At 64.0% G+C, this 18351-nt stretch carries 18 protein-coding genes; 12 read left to right on the top strand and 6 right to left on the bottom strand.

Annotated elements, in window-relative coordinates; genetic code table 11:
* The first annotated feature begins 183 nt into the window (after positions 1-183).
* Complete coding sequence (locus BLR66_RS13920; RefSeq protein WP_093288200.1) at positions 184-450, top strand: hypothetical protein; 267 nt, start codon at positions 184-186, stop codon at positions 448-450.
* Between the two features lie 155 nt (positions 451-605).
* Positions 606-1283 carry a L,D-transpeptidase gene (locus BLR66_RS13915; protein ID WP_093289861.1) on the top strand — a complete coding sequence of 226 codons (678 nt, stop codon included), beginning with the start codon at positions 606-608 and terminating at the stop codon, positions 1281-1283.
* A gap of 24 nt (positions 1284-1307) precedes the next feature.
* Here BLR66_RS13915 and BLR66_RS13910 read toward each other — a convergent pair whose 3' ends face one another.
* Positions 1308-1604 (bottom strand): hypothetical protein, encoded by a 297-nt coding sequence (locus BLR66_RS13910; RefSeq protein ID WP_093288196.1) that lies wholly within the window; start codon positions 1602-1604, stop codon positions 1308-1310.
* Positions 1605-1712: 108 nt separating this feature from the next.
* On the bottom strand, positions 1713-2249 hold the full coding sequence (locus BLR66_RS13905) for a carboxymuconolactone decarboxylase family protein (RefSeq protein ID WP_093288194.1): 537 nt from the start codon (positions 2247-2249) through the stop codon (positions 1713-1715).
* A gap of 83 nt (positions 2250-2332) precedes the next feature.
* On the opposite strand from BLR66_RS13905, the gene BLR66_RS13900 reads away from it, so the two are divergent.
* Positions 2333-3250 (top strand): AraC family transcriptional regulator, encoded by a 918-nt coding sequence (locus tag BLR66_RS13900; protein WP_093288189.1) that lies wholly within the window; start codon positions 2333-2335, stop codon positions 3248-3250.
* A gap of 219 nt (positions 3251-3469) precedes the next feature.
* Here BLR66_RS13900 and BLR66_RS13895 read toward each other — a convergent pair whose 3' ends face one another.
* From BLR66_RS13895 to BLR66_RS13885, 3 genes are all read right to left on the bottom strand, one after another.
* Entirely contained in the window at positions 3470-4378 is a 909-nt protein-coding gene (locus tag BLR66_RS13895; RefSeq protein ID WP_093288184.1) for a 3-keto-disaccharide hydrolase, read from the bottom strand.
* Between the two features lie 61 nt (positions 4379-4439).
* Entirely contained in the window at positions 4440-5069 is a 630-nt protein-coding gene (locus BLR66_RS13890) for a gluconate 2-dehydrogenase subunit 3 family protein (protein ID WP_255402611.1), read from the bottom strand.
* A complete protein-coding gene (locus BLR66_RS13885) occupies positions 5066-6751 on the bottom strand; it encodes a GMC oxidoreductase (RefSeq protein WP_093288179.1) in 1686 nt (561 codons plus the stop codon). Before BLR66_RS13885 ends, BLR66_RS13890 begins: the two co-directional genes overlap by 4 nt.
* Before the next feature lie 119 nt (positions 6752-6870).
* Between BLR66_RS13885 and BLR66_RS13880 the strand changes: the two genes are divergently transcribed.
* The 8 genes from BLR66_RS13880 to BLR66_RS13845 all read left to right on the top strand — a co-directional run bounded on the left by BLR66_RS13880 (position 6871) and on the right by BLR66_RS13845 (position 16577).
* Positions 6871-7824 carry a sugar phosphate isomerase/epimerase family protein gene (locus tag BLR66_RS13880; RefSeq protein ID WP_176943889.1) on the top strand — a complete coding sequence of 318 codons (954 nt, stop codon included), beginning with the start codon at positions 6871-6873 and terminating at the stop codon, positions 7822-7824.
* 19 nt (positions 7825-7843) lie between these two features.
* Entirely contained in the window at positions 7844-9646 is a 1803-nt protein-coding gene (locus BLR66_RS13875; protein WP_093288169.1) for a GMC family oxidoreductase, read from the top strand.
* Entirely contained in the window at positions 9646-10269 is a 624-nt protein-coding gene (locus BLR66_RS13870) for a gluconate 2-dehydrogenase subunit 3 family protein (RefSeq protein ID WP_093288165.1), read from the top strand. The genes BLR66_RS13875 and BLR66_RS13870 overlap by 1 nt, the downstream gene beginning before the upstream one ends.
* A gap of 109 nt (positions 10270-10378) precedes the next feature.
* The gene (locus BLR66_RS13865; RefSeq protein WP_093288161.1) at positions 10379-11020 is read left to right on the top strand and encodes a 3-keto-disaccharide hydrolase; all 642 of its coding nucleotides are present in this window, start codon (positions 10379-10381) and stop codon (positions 11018-11020) included.
* Between the two features lie 35 nt (positions 11021-11055).
* Positions 11056-12240 carry an MFS transporter gene (locus BLR66_RS13860; RefSeq protein ID WP_093288155.1) on the top strand — a complete coding sequence of 395 codons (1185 nt, stop codon included), beginning with the start codon at positions 11056-11058 and terminating at the stop codon, positions 12238-12240.
* A gap of 113 nt (positions 12241-12353) precedes the next feature.
* Positions 12354-13403: a sugar phosphate isomerase/epimerase family protein gene (locus BLR66_RS13855; RefSeq protein ID WP_093288151.1), complete on the top strand. Its 1050-nt coding sequence runs from the start codon at positions 12354-12356 to the stop codon at positions 13401-13403.
* The gene (locus BLR66_RS13850; protein WP_255402609.1) at positions 13400-14557 is read left to right on the top strand and encodes a Gfo/Idh/MocA family protein; all 1158 of its coding nucleotides are present in this window, start codon (positions 13400-13402) and stop codon (positions 14555-14557) included. Before BLR66_RS13855 ends, BLR66_RS13850 begins: the two co-directional genes overlap by 4 nt.
* A gap of 505 nt (positions 14558-15062) precedes the next feature.
* The gene (locus BLR66_RS13845; protein ID WP_176943888.1) at positions 15063-16577 is read left to right on the top strand and encodes an oligosaccharide flippase family protein; all 1515 of its coding nucleotides are present in this window, start codon (positions 15063-15065) and stop codon (positions 16575-16577) included.
* Between the two features lie 6 nt (positions 16578-16583).
* Here the strand turns inward: BLR66_RS13845 and BLR66_RS13840 are convergent, their stop codons facing one another.
* A complete protein-coding gene (locus BLR66_RS13840; protein WP_093288143.1) occupies positions 16584-17489 on the bottom strand; it encodes a cupin-like domain-containing protein in 906 nt (301 codons plus the stop codon).
* A gap of 36 nt (positions 17490-17525) precedes the next feature.
* On the opposite strand from BLR66_RS13840, the gene BLR66_RS13835 reads away from it, so the two are divergent.
* On the top strand, positions 17526-18344 hold the full coding sequence (locus BLR66_RS13835; protein ID WP_176943887.1) for a methyltransferase, TIGR04325 family: 819 nt from the start codon (positions 17526-17528) through the stop codon (positions 18342-18344).
* The last annotated feature ends 7 nt before the right edge of the window (positions 18345-18351 follow it).

The following is an 18351-nucleotide window of genomic DNA, read 5'->3' as shown; positions in this document are numbered from 1 at the left end:
GTTGTCATAGTCGATCAAAATGCTGCGGGTTCTCGTGGAAACTGCTGGATTCAGGCCGCAACTCCTACTGGTTGCCGCATCTTCACAATCCATCTACGTATCCCAATTTCAGCTGAAGACGAGTCATGACTCCGGCCAAAAGACCGCTATATTCCCAATTCCACAGACGAAGGAGAGATTGGAATGTTTCTGACCAAGCAACATCTGGTGATGGCGCGTACGCTCGGCGTGGCGATCGTCGCCCTGAGCCTTGGCGCCTGCGCCACCTATAAAGACGAGTTTGCAGGGATCAACTCACGCCTCGATCAACTCGACACGAAGGTGCAGGGCGCGGCCCAGAGCGCCGAATCCGCCAATCAATCCGCGCAGCAGGCCAACCAACGGCTGGATCAGATAGAAAGCCGCGTCCAGAAGCTCGAAACTGCGCCGCGCCGCGTGCCGCGCGGTTAATCGTTCTTGCACAATTCGCGACGACCAGCCTGAACGTGACCGGTGGCCTTTGTGGCCACCGGTCTCCTTCTCTTTACCCAGTCTTCGTCCTGAGGAATCGTCCCATCCGTACGTGCACACACCCGGCGATCCGGGCCGTTTATGGTGCGCTGGCGCTGGCGCTGGCGTTCGCGAGCTTCGACGTGGCCAGTGCCGAGCAGGCCGCCGCGCAACCGGTCGCCGCCGTCGACCAGCTTCCCCCAAGCCAAGAGGTGTCCGGCGCGGTGATTGAGCTCGCCGGCTGGGTTGTCGCCGCCAAGGACAGCCAAGGCTATCCGTTCGCGGTCATAGACAAGGCCGCCGCACAGATCCTGGTGTTCGGCGGCGACGGCCGGCTTCGCGGCGCGGCACCTGGGCTCTTTGGCTCGGCGATCGGCGATCATGCGGCCCCCGGCATCGCCGGTCTGGCGCTTCGCGAGATTCCGGGCCGGGATCGCACGACGCCTGCTGGTCGCTTTGTGGGCGGTTTCGGTCCGTCAATCGACGCGGGGCGCGTGCTGTGGGTGGACTACGATTCCTCGGTCTCCATGCATCCTACCGCTACTGGCGTCCCGGCCGAGAGACGCGCCGAACGCCTTGCATCGCCTTCGCCGGACGACAACCGCATCACTCATGGTTGCATCAACGTCTCGCCGGAATTCTACGAGCAGATCATCCGTCCGACGTTCGAACGGGGCGGGGTGTTCTACATCTTGCCGGATGCGGACTCGATAGAGGAGACCTTCCCGGAGTTCGCGCAAAGCCGCGCGACTACGCAACGCAAAGCTGGAAGACGCGCACGGACCGCCCGCTAGTGAAAGGCGGGCCGGCGTGTTGCCTTATTGCTGTGAGTCGGGTGATAAGCCCGGTCGCGCAGGGATGGCGCATGTCTTCGAGAAGGCGCTGCGATCCACTCCATCCACATCGACAACCAGATCCAAGCGGATGACGGAATAATCGTCGAGGCGCATGAACTCCATGGCGTCCTTCGCGTAAATATCGGCGATACGCGATTCCACCGTTTTCCGCTGTCCCGATTCTTCCAGGTACGTGATGGAGACGACGCGCCGACGCACTGCGACTGCTTCCAGAACATCGTGGAATTCGCAGTCGATAGGTACATAAGTCTGGCTCATATGATGAATCTCTGCGCTCATTGAGTGTGGACCTGCTTTGGAAGACAGAGAACCTGCTGGCGTGCGCTGGCCAGGCGTGTTTCCCGGCCAGCATCCGAAGCGCCCGTGTCAGCGCAGCTTGACGCCGGGAAAATCTACCGGCACCGCCAAGGCGACGTTGATGTAGTTCGTGAAAAGGTTCAGGGCCACGTGTGCCAGGATTTCGACGATCTCCTTGTCGTTGTAGCCGGCGGCTCGCAACTGCTGGACGTCGGCGTCTTCGATCTGACCACGATCTTCGACCACGCGCAGGACGAAGTGCAGCGCGGCTGCCGTCCTCGGATCTTCGGACTCGCCAGCCTGTGCGGCGGCCATCTCCTGGCTGCTCGCGCCTGCTTTGCGACCCAAGGCGGTATGCGCTGCCAGGCAGTAATCGCAAGAGTTGCGGTTGGCGATGGCAACGGCAATCTGTTCGCCGAGCTTGGCCGGAACGACACCGTTGCCCAGCGCCCCGAACGAACCCCACATGCTCTTCAGGGCAGCGGTGGAGTTGGCGATAGCGCGGAACATGTTGGGGGTAGCGCCGAAGGCCGAATGTATCTGGCCCAAGAGGACCTGGCGTTCATTGGCGGTGTCTTCCGGGTTGATGAGGGGTACACGGGACATGAGAGGTATTTCCTGTTGAGAGACCGTCCGGGGTGGATGGTTGCAGCCATAATAGGAACCAGATCTGGACGTTTGGTGGTTTTATGTCGCTAATAGATGGCATTTCGTCCAATTCTGCCGGCAGCGTTACTGAGGCTGTCGCCCCCTCGATCGACCGCCTCACTCCGGTATTGGAGCGATTCCGGGTGCAGGCTTCGCTCTTCCATGCAGGCCCTCTTTGCGGTCAGCAGGTCTTTGATGCGAGGCCCGGCCGGGGATTCCTGCACGTGTTGCGGCGTGGCGAGATGGAGATGCTTCATCGGGATGGTTCTCGACTGGCACGCACCCGTCTGTCTGAGCCCACGCTGCTTTTTTTCCCGAGGGCCGTGCACCACGAATTCATCAACCCGCCGATCAAGGGCTCGGATTTCACCTGCGCTACGCTGGATTTCGACGGCGGCGCGAGAAATCCGATTGTCCAGTCCCTGCCTGACGTCATTACGCTGCCACTGGCGAGAATCGACGGACTGGGGGCGGCGTTGGATCTGTTGTTCGCTGAGTCGGACCAAGTGCGGTGCGGTTCCAAGCTCCTTGTCAATCGGTTGTTCGAAGTGGTGTTGATCCAGCTCTTGCGCTGGATCATCGACCATCCGAACGAGGCGCATGTATCGCAAGGAATGATGGTGGCCCTGTCGGATCCACGGCTGGCCAAAGCGCTCATTGCTTTGCATGAGGCGCCTGGCGTGGATTGGACGCTTGAGCGCATGGCCGCGAACGCCGGGATGTCGAGAAGCGCGTTCGCGGCGGCGTTCAAGGCGGCCACCGGAACGACGCCGGCGGCCTATTCGCTGGATTGGAAGCTCAATGTCGCCACTTCTCTTCTGCGCGAGGGGCGATCGGTGAAGCAGGTCGCGCTAAGTCTAGGATTCGCCGACACGCCGGCGCTTTCGCGTGCCTTCCGTAGAAGGACCGGCTCTTCTCCACGCGAATGGCTCGCCCTGCATCAGTTCAGTGCTGCTTAGAGATATTCAAGTCCTGGAAGATAATACCCAGGCTCAAAACCCTTCATCGCTGTGCCCGCGGATAGTTCTGTGCCCTCCTTGGCTACTTTGGCGCCCTCAGGTTCCAAGGGCGTTTGTGGTCGTCACGGACCTTCCCTCGATCCAAAGCGCCGGCTGCGATTCCGGGTAACGAACTTGTGGCAGCCGCTGCGGAGCAGCGGCGCACGAATAACGCCGGTGCTATTTTTCCGGCTTCGCGCCTTTCGCATACACACAGCTTTCAGGCACGGACTTGACGTAGTAGCGCTTGTAGCTGCTTGCGCTGCGGTCCATGCAGCCGGCGAGATTGAGCAGTTCCACCTTGCGGACGTCGATCGGGTGCGATTCGCTCTGCAACGAGATATAGCCGCCTTCGATCAGTTGCCCGTCGGGTTTGGCCGCTGGGTCGAAATCCGACACGCCGCCGCCGCCGAATTGCGGCAATGCGTACTCGAGCACTTCCTCTCCATTGACGAAATGGGTGATCTGCCCGCTGCCCAGGACCAGTACTTCCGCGCGTACCCATTGGTCGCCGTCCAAGGTTTTCGAAGCGGAGCTGAGGCAATGCTCGGGATAAATAGAGCCCTGATACACGACCTCCGTCCCCGGCGTGCACAGGTTCATCGTCGAGCGCGCCTTGCCGTCGCCCAGGCCGCCGAGGAACTGCACCTCGATGGAAATGGGGAAATCCTGGTCGCGCCCCATCGTGCGCGGGTGCGGCGAATGCAACATCGCTCCGCTGTTGCGCAAGGCCCAGCTCCCGGGGCCATGCGGCGCCTGCTCGCCGACGAAGCGGTATTCCACCACCAGGCGATAGTAGGAAAACGGATCCTTGTAGAACAGGTGACCGAACTTGTTGCCGAAGGATTGGTACTGGTCGTAGCGCACCTTGAGCAGCCCGTCCTCGACACGGAACGTGTTTGCGAAGTTGTCCCCAAGCGCGTGGCCGGTGATCTTCGCTGTCCATCCGTCGAGATCGCGGCCGTTGAACAACGCTATCCATTCCTCTTTATCGGCAGGGGTGCCTGCCGCCGCGCCGCCCCCGAACAGTGCGGCGAAAAGGAGAAAGCAGCAGCGCGAGCGCGCGATGGGTCTGGGATGCGAATTCATCCGTCGGTCCTGTTTGAGAGGTGGGGCTACCGCGTTAGTCGCTTCCGTCCCGTTGAACGAATCAGAATCGATAGCTCGTCTCGGTGGCCCAGGTCTTGCCTTTCCCCGCCTGCTTCAGCGGAACGCAGGCGTGATACGCACCCGGAACGGGGCGGTACTGCAGTACCTGCGTGGCGCCGGGTTCGGAGGTGAAGTAACCGAGCAGCGTCAGTTCTTTCGTCATGAGGATGAAAGGACGGCCCCGCTCGGCGGCGGGCTGGGTGGCCTCACGCTCCACCTCGACGGCCGGGTCATGCGCTTGTTTGACCAGCGCCGCGCGCAGCGCCGGTTCCAGCTCAACGAAGGTGCGCCCGTGTTCGCGCCTGGCCTGGGTTTCGAAGTCAGCGAGTCCAGCGACGAAGCGCGCCTGCTCATCCTTCGGGTAGACATCCTTCAACATCTTGTCGATGAAAGCCGGAATACCGACATCTTTCGCGCCCGGCGTATCCGTGCGGGGGATCATGATCTCGGCGACTTCCGCCACCAGCGCGGCCTGCGCCTGGGTGAGGAAGGTCGGCTTCCATTCGGCCTCCGCGTCCGGCTCGGCCGAGCAGCCGGCGAGCACGCCAAGGATGGCCGGCGCCGAAACGGCGCCGCCCATCAGCAAGGCGACCCGGCGTATCGCTTCTCGGCGGTTGATGTCGGTCTTCATAGATTCATCCGTTTCAGTTCCTGGACGGCGTGATCGGCGGCGCGCGCCGTCAACGCCATGTACGTCAGCGATGGGTTCTGGCACGCCGAGGACGTCATGCAGGAACCATCGGTGACATACACGTTCTTGCAGGCATGCACCTGATTCCAGGCATTGAGCACGGAAGTTTCCGGATCCCGGCCCATGCGCGCGGTGCCCATCTCATGGATGCCTATGCCCAGTACATCGCCGCCGTCGTACTCGTGGACATTCTTGAATCCCGCCGCTTCCAGCATCGTCGCGGCTTCGGCCGCCATGTCCTGGCGCATCTTCAGTTCGTTCTCGCGCAGCGCCGCATCGAACGCCAGCACGGGAAGCCCATGCTTGTCCTTGCGGGTGCGATCGAGGGTGACGCGATTGTCGTGATAGGGAAGGGTTTCGCCGAAGCCGGTCAGCCCCATGTGCCACGGCCCAGGCTCCGCGGCCTTCGTTTTCAGGTCCGCGCCCAGCGTGGAATCTTCAAGCAGTCGGGTCCATCCCGAACGCCCGGCACCGCCCTGATAGCCGAAACCGCGCAGGTAGTCGCGCTTGTCCTTGCCGATATTGACGAAACGCGGAATGTAGATACCGTTGGGCCGCTGACCGGAGTAGTACTTGTCGTCGAAACCTTCGGCAACCGCCGAGGCGCCGGCGCCCAGGTGATGATCCATGATGTTGCAGCCGAGCTCGCCGCTGTCGTTGCCGAAACCGTCGGGAAACCTGCTGGAGACGGAATTCATCAGGATTTGCGTGGAACCGAACGTGGACGCGCACAGGAAGATCACCTTGGCGTGGAATTCCATCTGCTCGTTGGTTTCCGCATCCAGCACGCGCACGCCGCTGGCCCGATCGTTCTTCGCGTCATGGATGAGCTCGTAGACGATCGAATTGGGCCGCAACGTCATGTTTCCGGTTTTCTCCGCCGCAGGAAGCGTGCTGGAGTTGCTGCTGAAGTAGGCCCCGAACGGACAGCCGCGCCAGCACAGATTGCGGTACTGGCAGGTGCCGCGCTGCGGGCTGTGCGCGAGCGGCGCGGTGAGATTCGCGGTCCTGCCGATGGTGAGCGCGCGACCCATTTTGTCGGCGATCTGCTGCTTCAGGTGCAGCTCGACGCAATTCAACTCCATCGGCGGCAGGAATCTGCCGTCCGGCAGTTGCTCATAGCCTTCGGCCTGGCCGCTCACGCCGATGAAGCTCTCCACGCGGTCGTACCACGGCGCGAGTTCCTCGTAGCGGATGGGCCAGTCCACGCCGACGCCGTCTTTCGCATTCGCCTCGAAGTCCATCGGACTCCAGCGGTACGACTGCCGGCCCCACATGATGGAACGGCCGCCGACGTGATAACCGCGCACCCAGGCGAAAGGTTTCTTCTCGATATAGGGATGATCCATATCGTTGACGAACCAGTGCTTGGTTGCTTGCGAGAGCACGCCGCCGCGTTCGGCGACCGATTGCTTGTCGATATCCTCTTGGGTGGGGCGGCCGCCATAGGGCAGCTCCCAGAGCTGCAGGTTCGCGGTGGGATAGTCGCCATGTTCCACCATGCGCCCGCGATCGAGCACCAGTGTTTTCAATCCTTTTTCGGTCAGCTCTTTCGCGGCCCATCCGCCGCTGATGCCGGTACCGACCACGATCGCATCAAAGGAACTGTTCCCAGCCGCCATACTTTCGTTTCCTCGAGCTAGCTCGATGGAACTCTACCGCGAAAAGTGAGTAATATCGAAACGCCAATCAAGACGGGCGTCGAACATTTGCAATGCGAAGGCGTTGTCGCAATGCAGCATTGTTCGATGAATGCCAGCGGATATATTTTTCTGAGGGGCGAGGACACACGATGTTGACCCGACGTGCATTTCTCCAACACGGCTCACTTGCGCTTATGGCGATGACTTCCCTAAATGCATTTGCCGCGAAACCGCGCATCGGGCCGCTCAACAAGCCGATCGGGTTGCAGTTGTGGACGATCCGGGACGATGTCGCAAAGGACCTTGCGGGCGCTTTGAAGGCGGTCAGTACGATCGGGTATGGCGAGGTCGAGTTCGCAGGCGTGCCGAACGCGCCCGCCGCCGAGGTGTTGGCCATGCTTCGCGACAACGGCCTGACCGCCCCCAGCATGCACTGCGGCATGGCCGACGCGCAGAAAGACCTGCAGCAGCGCATCGACTACGCAAAGGCGATCGGCTCGCAATACCTCGTGATCTCGTTTCCATCGACCGCGGACGAGCGTTTCAAGGACGGCAATGCGCTCGCCGCCGGCATGACCCTGGACGACTGGAAATGGAACGCCGAGCAGCTCAACCGCATGGGCGAGCTCACCCGCAAGGCGGGCATCACCTGCGGCTACCACAACCACAACATGGAGTTCCGCTCCTACGACGGCGTGGTGGCCTACGACGAATTGTTGCGGCTCACGGATGCGGAGTTGGTGACGATGGAGCTCGACATCGGCTGGGTTACCGCTGCAGGCGCCGATCCGCTGCGGCTGCTCACTCGCCATGCGGACCGTATTTCCTCCCTGCACGTCAAGGACGTGCGCAAGGACGCAAAAACGGGCGTCGACCGCGTCGATACCCAGACCACCGAGGTCGGCAGCGGTCGCGTGGACTGGCCGAAACTGTTCGCGGCCATGGATCCGCAGCGCATCCGGCATTATTTCGTGGAGCAGGAGAATTTCGAGCGGCCGCCGCTGGAAAGCGCGAAGCTGAGCTTCGATTACCTGAGCCGTTTGAAACCATGACGCGCGCCGAGGTCATGCCGTGCCTTTCCTGACTGCGGGCGCCATCAAACAAACCTATGACGTGATCGTGGTGGGCTCCGGCGCAGCCGGAGGCCAGACCGCCTACACGCTGTGCATGGAAGGCGCCCGGGTGCTGATGCTCGAAGCCGGGCGCAACTACACGCCGGAAACCGAAACGCCGATGTTCCAGACTCCGGACCAGGCGCCGCTGCGCGGCACCTCGACACCGGAAAAAGCGTTCGGTTTCTACGACGCCACCATCGACGGCGGCTGGCAGGTGCCCGGCGAACCGTATGTCAACGCACGGGAAGACCATGCCGGCCGGTTCGACTGGTGGCGCGCGCGCATGCTGGGCGGCCGCACCAATCACTGGGGCCGGATCTCGCTGCGCAACGGCGCCTACGATTTCAAACCCTACAGCCGCGACGGCTTGGGCTTCGACTGGCCGATCGATTACGCCGATGTGGCGCCGTACTACGACAAGGTCGAGATGCTGATCGGCGTGTACGGCGACAACGATGGCCTGGAGAACACGCCCGATTCGCCTGCCGGCGTATTGCTGCCGCCGCCCAAGCCCAAGGTCAGCGACCTGCTGGTGCAGCAGCGTGCCGGGCGCCTGGGCGTGCCGGTGGTCGCCGGCCACCGTGCGGTGCTGACCCGGCGTCTGGATGCGGACAACCTGCCGGCGAAGTTGCACCCGGGCAACCCGGAGGCGCAGCGCATCCTGCGCGAGTCGATGCTGCGCCGCGCGGCCTGTTGGTGGGCGACGCCTTGCGGTCGCGGCTGCTCGACCGGCGCCAACTACCAGTCGACCACCGTGCACCTGCCGCCGGCGCTGGCGACCGGCCGCCTGGACATCGTCTGCGATGCCATGGTGCGCGAGGTGGTGCTGGGCGCGAACGGCAAGGCCGATGGCGTGCGCTTCATCGACAGGACCAGCGGCAAGGAGTTCGCAGCCTCCGCGCGTGTGGTGGTGCTCGCGGCCAGCGCCTGCGAATCGGCGCGGATCCTGCTCAACTCCAAGTCCACCTCGTTCCCCAACGGCCTGGCCAATTCCAGCGGCAAGGTCGGCCGTTATCTGATGGACACTGTCGGCGCCGATCTGAGCGGGCAGGTGCCATTGCTGGAGAACCTGCCGCTGCACAACGAGGACGGTGCCGACGGCGGCCACATGTATTCGCCGTGGTGGCTCTACCAGGAGCAACTGGCCGGCAAGCTCGGTTTCGCGCGCGGCTACCACATCGAGTTCGGCGGCGGCCGGCGCATGCCCGGGCTGAACACCGGCGCTGGGCTCGATTGGCTCACAGGCGGCAGCTACGGCCAGAAGTTCAAGCAAGACGTGCGTCGCTACTACGGCTCCTTCGTCGGTTTCGCCGGCCGCGGCGAGATGATTCCCAACGAGAATTCGTACTGCGAGATCGACCCGCAGGTGAAGGACAAGTGGGGCATCCCGGTGCTGCGCTTCCATTGGCAGTGGTCCGAGCATGAAACCCGCCAGGCTGCGCACATGCAACGCACCTTCGCCGACATCATCGAGTCGATGGGCGGGCGCGTGCAGGGCAAGGTCGAGACGGACGGCGCCAAGGCGATCAAACCAGGCGGCTATATCATTCACGAACTGGGCGGCGCGATCATGGGCGCCGATCCGAAGACCTCGGTCACGGACCGGTGGTGCCGCACCTGGGACGTTGACAATCTCTACATCACCGACGGTGCAGTCTTCGCGTCCAATGCCGACAAAAACCCGACGCTGACGATCATGGCGCTGGCCTGGCGCGCCTCCGATCACATGCTGGCGCGCATGCGCCGCAAGGAGCTTTGATGGACCGCCGCACTTCGCTGAAATGGATGTTGAGCGCGGCCGCGCTGCCGATGATGCATCTGGCCGGCTGCAGTTCCGAGCCGCCGCCGAAGCTGCCTTCGGGCGTGGGCTACGGCACCGACCCGGACCTGCTCAAGGTCTATGGACCGGGTTCGGTCTGGCCGCTGACGCTGGACGAGCAGCAGCGGCGCACCGCCACCGCGCTGTGCGACCTGATCGTCCCGGCCGATGCGGAGGGGCCGGGCGCGGTCGCGGTCGGCGTGGTCGATTTCATCAACGAATGGGTCAGCGCGCCGTATCCACAACAGACCGCCGATCGGAAGCTGATCCTGGCCGGATTCGACTGGCTGGACGAGCAGGCGGAGCAGCGTTTTTCGCGCAGCTTCAGCGGAGCGAGCGTGAGCCAGCGCAGCGCGATCTGCGACGACATCAGCTATCTGCCCAGGGCACGCGCCGAGTTCAAACAGGCCGCCGAATTCTTCGCCCGTTATCGCGACCTGACCATCGGTGGGTTCTGCACATCGCCGCAGGGCCGGCAGTACCTGGGCTATGTCGGCAACGTGCCATTGGCCAGTTTCGACGGGCCGCCACCGGAAGTGCTCAAGCTGGTGGGAGTGGGCTGATGACGCTGATCACACGCCGCGTGCCGCAATGAGCGCAATGTTCACGCTGACCGCGGCATCGTGCCGATCCATGCCGGCCGCGCGCCGGTCTACCTGGAGAACATATCGCATGTACCTTCGTTTACTCGGCGCCTGCCTGCTGGCACTGGCCATTTGCACGAGTGCGCACGCCGCAGAACCGGCGAGTCAGGACTGGCAATCGTTGTTCGATGGCAAGACGCTGGACGGCTGGCGTGCCAGCGAGGCGCCGGGTTCGTTCAGCGTGCGCGACGGCGCGATCGTGGTGCGGGGTCCGCGTTCGCATCTGTACTACGTCGGCGCGGTGGAGCGTCACGATTTCCGCAACTTCGAACTGCAGCTCGAAGTCATGACCAAGCCCGGCGCCAATTCCGGCGTCTACTTCCATACTGCCTGGCAGGACGAAGGTTGGCCAGCCAAAGGCTATGAAGTGCAGGTCAACAACAGCCAGAGCGACCCCAAGCGCACCGGCGGCCTGTACGCAGTCAAGGACAACTACCAGGCGCCGGCCAAGGACGACGTCTGGTTCACCCTGCGCATACGCGTCGAGGGTCGCCGCATCCGCACCTTCGTCGATGACAAGCCGATCGTCGACTACACGCAGCCCGAGCAACCGGAGCGACCGGCCGACATGAGCGGCCGGGTGCTATCCTCGGGCACCTTCGCGCTGCAGGCGCACGATCCGGACAGCGAAGTGCGCTACCGCAACATCAAGGTGCGTGCGTTGCCCTGAAGCCTTCGTCCCATTCGCCATTCGCGGAGAAACCTATGAACCCGCAGCGCCTGTTCGTCGCCAGTTGTATCGCCCTGTTGGCCACGGCGATGTCCTTCGCCATCCGTGGCGACATCATGGGGGAGTTGGAACTCGCGTTCGGGCTCGACAAAATCCAGTTGGGCTGGATCAGCGGTGCCGCGTTCTGGGGCTTCGGCCTGTCGATCCTGTTCGGCGGCACGCTGTGCGATCTGTTGGGTATGGGGCGGCTGCTGAAGCTTGCGGCGGTAGGACATATCGCAGGCGTGCTGCTTACGGTGTTCGCCACCGATTTCACCATGCTGTTCGCGGCCACGGTGGTGATCGGCATCGCGAATGGTTTTGTCGAAGCCGGCATCAATCCGCTCATCGCCACGCTGTACCGCGAAGACAAGACCGCGCGGCTGGTGAAGCTGCATGCCTGGTTCCCGGGCGGCATCGTGATCGGCGGCGTGCTCGCCTTCGCCTTCACCCAGCTGGGCCTGGGCTGGCAGTCGAAGATGCTGTTGATGCTGGTGCCGTCGGCGATCTACGCAGCCATGTTCTTCGCCCAGCGTTTTCCCGACAGCGAACGCAAAGCGGCGGGCGTTTCCACTGCGGCGATGTATGGCGAGCTCAAGCGCCCGCTGTTCCTGGTGGTGTTCGTCTGCATGTGGTTGACCGCGGCCACCGAGCTCGGCCCGGGGCAATGGGTCAGCAATATCTTCAACGAGGTCATGCACAGCACACTGCAGGCCGGCGTGCTGCTGCTGGTGTGGATCAACGGCATCATGTACGCGCTGCGGCAGTTCGGCGGAGTCTTGGCGCACCGGTTGTCGCCGGTGACGCTGATCGCGGTGACCGCGCCGATCGCGGCGCTCGGGCTTTGGCTGTTCGGGCGTGCCGATACGCCGGTGCTGGCGTTCGCCGCTGCGGCATTGCTCGCGGTAGGCACTGCATTCTGGTGGCCGACCATGCTGGGACTGACTTCCGAGCGCTTCCCTCGTGGCGGCGCACTGGCGCTGGCGATGGTCGGCGCCGCCGGCGCGTTCTCGACTGCGGTCGCCGGCCCGGTCATGGGGTGGATCAACAACAACTACGGCGCAACGAATGTGTTGCCGGTGTGGGCGGTGCTGCCGGTGCTGATCGCGCTGATCTTCGGCATTCTCCATCTGGTCGATCGCGCCCGCGGTGGCTATCGCATCGAACGCGTCGGTGCATGAGAACAGCGGGAATGGAGAACCGGAAATGGGGAAATGGTGAAACTTCCATTCCCAATTCTTTATTCCCCGTTCTCTGTGTGAAAACACCAAATCGCCAATAACAGGAGTTCCACATGCCACGTCCTGTCACGCTCTTCACCGGGCAATGGGCCGACCTCACACTCGACGAACTGGCCAAACAGACTGTCGCCATGGGCTACGACGGTCTGGAACTGGCGTGCTGGGGCGACCACTTCGATGTCGAACGCGCGCTGGCTTCGCCGGACTACGTGCATCAACGCTGGAGCGTGCTGCAGGCGCAGGGCCTGTGCTGTCATGCGATCGCCAACCATCTGGTCGGGCAGGCGGTCTGCGACCTGATCGACGAGCGCCACCGCGCGATCCTGCCGCCGGAAATCTGGGGCGACGGCGAGCCGGAAGGCGTGCGCCAGCGCGCCGCTGCGCGGATGATCGACACGGCCAAAGCCGCGCGCGCGTTCTTCGATGCGCGGCCGGGTGCGGCGATCGGTTCCCCGGCGACGGTTACCGGCTTCACCGGCTCGTCGATCTGGCACGCCGTCTACGCGTTCCCGCCGACCTCGCAGGCCTATCTGCAGCAGGGCTTCGATGACTTCGCGCGACGCTGGCGCCCGATCCTCGACGCCTTCGACGCGGTCGACGTGAATTTCGCCCTGGAAGTGCATCCCACCGAGATCGCATTCGACATCGCCAGCGCGCAGCGCGCTCTGGAAGCGGTCGACCACCACCCGCGCTTCGGCTTCAACTTCGACCCCTCGCATTTCGCCTACCAGGGCGTGGACTACATCCGCTTCCTGCGTACCTTTGGCGACCGTATCTTCAACGTCCACATGAAGGACGTCTGGTGGGGGCGCGGCGACGGCAGCGTGGGTGTGTTCGGCGGCCATACCGATTTCGGCGACGCGCGCCGCCACTGGGACTTCCGCTCGGTCGGGCGCGGCGACGTGCGCTTCCAGGACATCATCGTCGCCTTGAACGACATCGGTTATCGCGGCCCGCTGTCGGTGGAATGGGAGGACGCGCGCATGGATCGCGTGCACGGCGCCACCGAGGCCGCGGCCTTCGTGCGCCGGCTCGATTTCCCGCCCAGCGCGGTGGCCTTCGACGCGGCTTTCGAGGGTCGTGGGCGCGGAGGAATGGCGTGACAGGACGCAAGCTGCGCTTCGGCATGATCGGCGGCGGACGTGGCGCGTTCATCGGCGCCGTGCACCGGATCGCCGCGCAGATGGACGGACAGGCCGAACTCGTCGCCGGCGCCTTTTCATCGGATCCGCAGCGATCGCGCGATTCGGCGGCCGACTTGTTCGTGGCGGCCGATCGTGCGTATGGAAGCTATCGTGAGATGGCGGTGGCCGAGGCGGCGCGCCCGCCTGGCGAGCGGTTGGACTTCGTCGTCATCGTCACCCCGAACGACCAGCATTTCCCGGCCGCGACGCTGTTCCTGGAGCACGGCTTCAACGTGGTCTGCGACAAGCCGGTCACGCTGACGCTGGCCGAAGCGCGCGCTTTGCGCGAGACGGTCGCGCGCAGCGGCAAGGTGTTCGCGCTGACCCACAACTACACCGGCAATGCGATGGTGAAACAGGCGCGCGCACTGGTGCGTGGCGGTGCGCTCGGCACGCTGCGCAAGGTGGTGGTGGAGTATTCGCAAGGGTGGCTGGCCAGCGACATCGAAAGCGGCGGCCACAAGCAGGCCTCCTGGCGCACCGACCCGGCTCGCAGCGGCGCGGCCGGGTGCATGGGCGACATCGGCACGCACGCGGAAAACCTGGCGCGCTATGTCACCGGCTTGCGAATCGCCGAACTGTGTGCCGACCTCACCACCTTCGTGCCCGGCCGCCGACTGGACGATGACGGCAATCTGCTGCTGCGCTTCGAAGGCGGCGCGCGCGGCGTGCTGCACAGCTCGCAGATCGCGGTGGGGGAAGAAAACAAGTTGAGCCTGCGCGTGTACGGCAGCGAGGCTTCGCTCGAGTGGCAACAGGAACATCCCAACGAATTGATCGTCAAATACCCGGATCGCCCGCGCGAAATCCTGCGCCGCGGCAACGGCTATGTCGGCGAGGACGCGCAACGCGTCACGCGGATACCGGCCGGACATCCGGAAGGCTATCTGGAGGCCTTCGCCAACCTGTACCGCGAAGCTTTCCGTGCGATCGCCGCGGAAGTCGCTGGCGAGCCGCCGCCGGATGATCTCGATCTCCCCGGCATCGACGACGGCGTCGCCGGCATGGCCTTCATCGAGGCTGCGGTGGCCAGCGCGCGAATAGGAGCGGTCTGGGTGCCCATCGCCTCGTAGCAATCGTTCCATAACAGCGGGAGCAACGACAGGCGCCATACGTTGTGACCGGCTAGCCGCACACCCCAGCCGCCTGAGCAGCTTCAGTATGCTGTATCGACTGGTTGAATCCGCGACCTAAAGTGGACACCGGATGAAAGCAGGGCAGCGGCGCGGACCATGCTCCTGGTCATCGAACATGACGCATCACCCGCTCAACTGCCGGGAAGCGATGCATTGACCCTTGAAAGCAACAGGCCTGGTCGCTCGACCCTGGCCGAGCGAACGCTTTGAGCCGATGTTGCTTTACTACGCTTTACCGGGGGGGGTGGTCGGTCCAGAACTCCCTGCCTCATCGTGCGTTAAAGCATTCGACGCATTCCTGCCGTGTAGCAGCAATGGGTTTCCGACCGGTAGACTCAATCTCCTGACGACTCGGGGAAGGGGTTATGGCTTCAGCGCGTACCGCGCCACCTCGCTGTCCCGCGGCCTTGTCCCTTGGCTGTCGCGGTTGGGCGATGAGCGCATGAACGAGCGCGGCAGGACCCTTTCCAATGCGGTCTATTCTTCGGCCGGCCTCTACATCGAATACCTGTTCGGGCTGATCGCCTCGATCCTGGTGGCGCGCGCCCTGGGCCCGGCGGACCTGGGCGTCTACAGCCTGCTGGTCTGGATCGTGTCCACGGCCGTGATCGTGGCCAATGCGGGCATCACCACCGCTGCGATCAAGTTCGTGGCCGAATTGAACGGGGCGAGGCGGACCGATCTGATCGGGCCGCTGGTACGCAAGCTGCAGCGGCTGCAGCGATTGATGCTGGTGGTGGTGGCGGCAAGCGTCGGCGTGCTGCTCTTCGCGACGCGTTCGCGCATCGCGGCCGGTCAGGAACTATGGGTGCTGGGCCTCATTGTGGCCTCTGTGCTGTTGCGCGCGCCTTACATGTTCAACATCGCGCTGGCCAAAGGATCGCAGGATTTCCGTTCGGTCGCGGTCATCGCAGGCGTCAGCGCGACCTTGAACCTGGCGATGATCGCGGTGGCCTGGCTGTGGCGTTCTTCGCTTCCCGTATTCATCGCGATCTACGCGGTGTCCGGGGTCGTTTTCTATCTGGTTTCGCGTTGGCGCGCAGCCGAAGTGCTGCGCGCCGCGGGCGCGGGCGAGGCACACTTGCCCACCGAATTGGCCGCACGCGTGGCCCATCATCTGCGCGTGGTCGCCTTCACCATCATCCTGGGTTCGATAGGCACCAGCGAAATCGAACTGCCTTTTCTCAACCTGCTTGCCGGGCCCGACCAGGCCGGCATGTTCAAAGTCGCCAACGCGTTGGCGATGGGCGCCGCACTGCTGGCGCCGGGCGTGGTCAGCGCGCAGCTGCTGCCGATGATGGCCAGCGCCTACGGGCGCAGCCGGCAGGAAGCGGCGTCGCTGATCGCAGGCGCTACTGCCTGGCTGTTCGTGCTGGGGGCGCCGTTGATCGCCATCGGCGCGGTGTTCGCAAAGCAGCTCATCGCACTGCTGTACGGACCGGCTTACGCGCCGGCCGCGCAGGCCTTGAGCATCCTGCTGGTGGCGCGCGTGGCCAGTACGCTGGGGCAAGGGGCCTCGTCCTATCTGGTGAGCGCCGACCGCCAGACCGCATTGATGAAGCTCACCCTGTTGTTCACCGTTCTGCGGTTCGCCGGAGCGGGCGTGGGCACGTTCTATTTCGGCCTGCACGGCGCGGTGGTGGCGTGCGCCGTGCTGGCGATCCTGGGCACCGGCTCCACGCTGGAGCTGGCCTTGCGCGAAACGCGCTCTTCCCTGCACTGGGGACGTCTGTCGCGCATCGGCCTGGCGGCCGCGCTGGCTGCGGCTTGCAGCTGGCCTGCGACGCGCCTGGATCCGCCGCTGCTCGCACTGGCGGCTGGCGGCGTGCTGTTCCTGATTTCCTATGTGGCCGCACTCTGGCTATTGCGTTGCCTGCACGAAGCCGATGCGGCCTACGCGCGTGCGCTGCTGCATCGTCTTTCGGGTGGACGCCTGGGCCGGCGCCAGGCCGAATAGCGCCGCTCAGGTGGGCGCGTAATCCAGCTTGTTGTCGCGCACGCCGCGCCCCAGCGCGCGAAGCAGGCGCGCACGGGATTCCATATACGCGGAAAGGACCGCGGCCTTGACGTTGTCGCGCAAGGGCGACTGACCGACCGGTGAAGGGCTCATCCCATGTGCGCGCATGCGCGCATTGCCGCGGTACAGCAACTCGCGCCGGCGCGTGGCCGCCGTGTAGTAGGTGAAGCTGACGGTGATCGACGGCTCGTCGCCGTTCTCCACCATGTGCGGTGCGGTGGAGGGCATGTAGCCGCCCATTCCCGGTTCCAGATCGAACACGCGCGCCCTGGCGCGGAAGGATTCGTCCCAGCGGACTTCCTCGCGCGAATGCTGGTCGTGAAAGAGTTCCTGGGCCCGCTCGCTGATGATGCCGCGGTCCAGCGGGTCCCAGGTGTACAGACGCTTTTTGCCGCGGATCTGCAGGATGAAATTGTGTTCGTGGTCCATGTGGAACGGGGTGACGGCTCCCGGTGAAGTGACGAAGATCCATCCGCCGCGGAAGCTCATGCCCGGATCGACGCGGTCGACGAAAGGCCGCACCGCGTCCAGCACCTCATCGACCAGCGTGCGGTAGACCGGATCGGCCTGCACATTGAGCAGCGACATCCAGGCGCGCGCCTCGGCAATCCCCGCAAGCGTTTCCTCCGCGCTGCGCTGGTTGGGATGCAGCGAGGGAGCGTCGCCGAAGGCGGTGCCGGCGGTGGCGGTATCGCTGTGCGTACGTACCAGTTTGCGCGATTCCAGGCGGCGGCCCAGCGCCACCAGCGATTCGATCTGCAGTAGCGGATGCCCGCACAAGCGGTGGCTGACGGCTTGCAGCTTCCACGGATCGAAGCTATCGGATTCGAGGGAAATCAGCGGTCCGGCCATGGCTCTGGAATATACATCTGCTGTTATCCTTGGCGCATGGGGCTCATCGACACCGGCGAACGCATTGCCCGTCACGCATGGCGGATTCCCGTTCTTGGCCAAGTCCTGGCCTGGGACTACGCCCGTAGCTTCGCGCGCATGCCCCCCAACAAGTTCCGTGGCGTGTTTCCCGGCTTCGCCGAGGCCGAGCGGTCCATCCTCCGCGGCCGCCGTATCGGCTACGACCACGACGCCCTCTCCGGCATGTACCGCAACCGGATGGAGCGCGCCTGCCAGAGCGACTACGCCGTCCTGTTCTGGTTGCAGCGCATCCTGGATGCGGACACCGTGCTGTTCGATTTTGGCGGGCATGTGGGCGTCAGTTTCTACGGTTGGGAACAGTACCTGGGTTATCCGCCGGGGATGCGCTGGCGCGTATGCGACGTGCCGGCGATCATCGAGGAAGGCGCGCGGCTGGCGCAGGAGCGTGGCGCGACCGGCCTGGAATTCACTTCCTCGATAGCCGACGGAAGCCGGTGCAACGTCCTGCTGGCGGCCGGCTCACTGCAATACGTGGACATGGACATGCCCCAGCTCCTGGACGGCATGAACAGCCGTCCGCAACACCTGCTGATCAACAAGATGCCGCTGTACGACGGCGAAACCTTCGTCACCGTGCAATCCACCGGGCGCGCGTTCCATCCTTACCGCATCTACAACCGCGATGAATTCGTGGCTTCGGTCACCGGGCTGGGTTATCGCGTCGTCGACCACTGGAGCAATCGGGAGCAGTACTGCCGCATCCCTTTCACCCGCGGCCGCGACATCGACGCCTACAGCGGTTACTACTTCGTCCGCGAAGATTCCATGCGCTGATCGCAGC

This window comes from Pseudoxanthomonas sp. CF125 (genome assembly GCF_900104085.1).
Taxonomy (GTDB): Bacteria; Pseudomonadota; Gammaproteobacteria; order Xanthomonadales; family Xanthomonadaceae; genus Pseudoxanthomonas_A.
The sequence above is the reverse complement of the archived record's forward strand: the minus strand, read 5'-3'. Positions and strand labels throughout refer to the sequence as shown.

What these genes read in the sequence shown, in the direction of transcription:
- BLR66_RS13890 (WP_255402611.1), bottom strand. Translation starts at nt 5,069, where the DNA reads ATGAAGACCGACATCAACCGCCGAGAAGCGATACGCCGGGTCGCCTTG.
- BLR66_RS13865 (WP_093288161.1), top strand. Translation starts at nt 10,379, where the DNA reads ATGTACCTTCGTTTACTCGGCGCCTGCCTGCTGGCACTGGCCATTTGC.
- BLR66_RS13840 (WP_093288143.1), bottom strand. Translation starts at nt 17,489, where the DNA reads ATGGCCGGACCGCTGATTTCCCTCGAATCCGATAGCTTCGATCCGTGG.
- BLR66_RS13895 (WP_093288184.1), bottom strand. Translation starts at nt 4,378, where the DNA reads ATGAATTCGCATCCCAGACCCATCGCGCGCTCGCGCTGCTGCTTTCTC.
- BLR66_RS13855 (WP_093288151.1), top strand. Translation starts at nt 12,354, where the DNA reads ATGCCACGTCCTGTCACGCTCTTCACCGGGCAATGGGCCGACCTCACA.
- BLR66_RS13870 (WP_093288165.1), top strand. Translation starts at nt 9,646, where the DNA reads ATGGACCGCCGCACTTCGCTGAAATGGATGTTGAGCGCGGCCGCGCTG.
- BLR66_RS13860 (WP_093288155.1), top strand. Translation starts at nt 11,056, where the DNA reads ATGAACCCGCAGCGCCTGTTCGTCGCCAGTTGTATCGCCCTGTTGGCC.
- BLR66_RS13905 (WP_093288194.1), bottom strand. Translation starts at nt 2,249, where the DNA reads ATGTCCCGTGTACCCCTCATCAACCCGGAAGACACCGCCAATGAACGC.
- BLR66_RS13920 (WP_093288200.1), top strand. Translation starts at nt 184, where the DNA reads ATGTTTCTGACCAAGCAACATCTGGTGATGGCGCGTACGCTCGGCGTG.
- BLR66_RS13835 (WP_176943887.1), top strand. Translation starts at nt 17,526, where the DNA reads ATGGGGCTCATCGACACCGGCGAACGCATTGCCCGTCACGCATGGCGG.
- BLR66_RS13845 (WP_176943888.1), top strand. Translation starts at nt 15,063, where the DNA reads ATGAACGAGCGCGGCAGGACCCTTTCCAATGCGGTCTATTCTTCGGCC.
- BLR66_RS13900 (WP_093288189.1), top strand. Translation starts at nt 2,333, where the DNA reads ATGTCGCTAATAGATGGCATTTCGTCCAATTCTGCCGGCAGCGTTACT.
- BLR66_RS13910 (WP_093288196.1), bottom strand. Translation starts at nt 1,604, where the DNA reads ATGAGCCAGACTTATGTACCTATCGACTGCGAATTCCACGATGTTCTG.
- BLR66_RS13885 (WP_093288179.1), bottom strand. Translation starts at nt 6,751, where the DNA reads ATGGCGGCTGGGAACAGTTCCTTTGATGCGATCGTGGTCGGTACCGGC.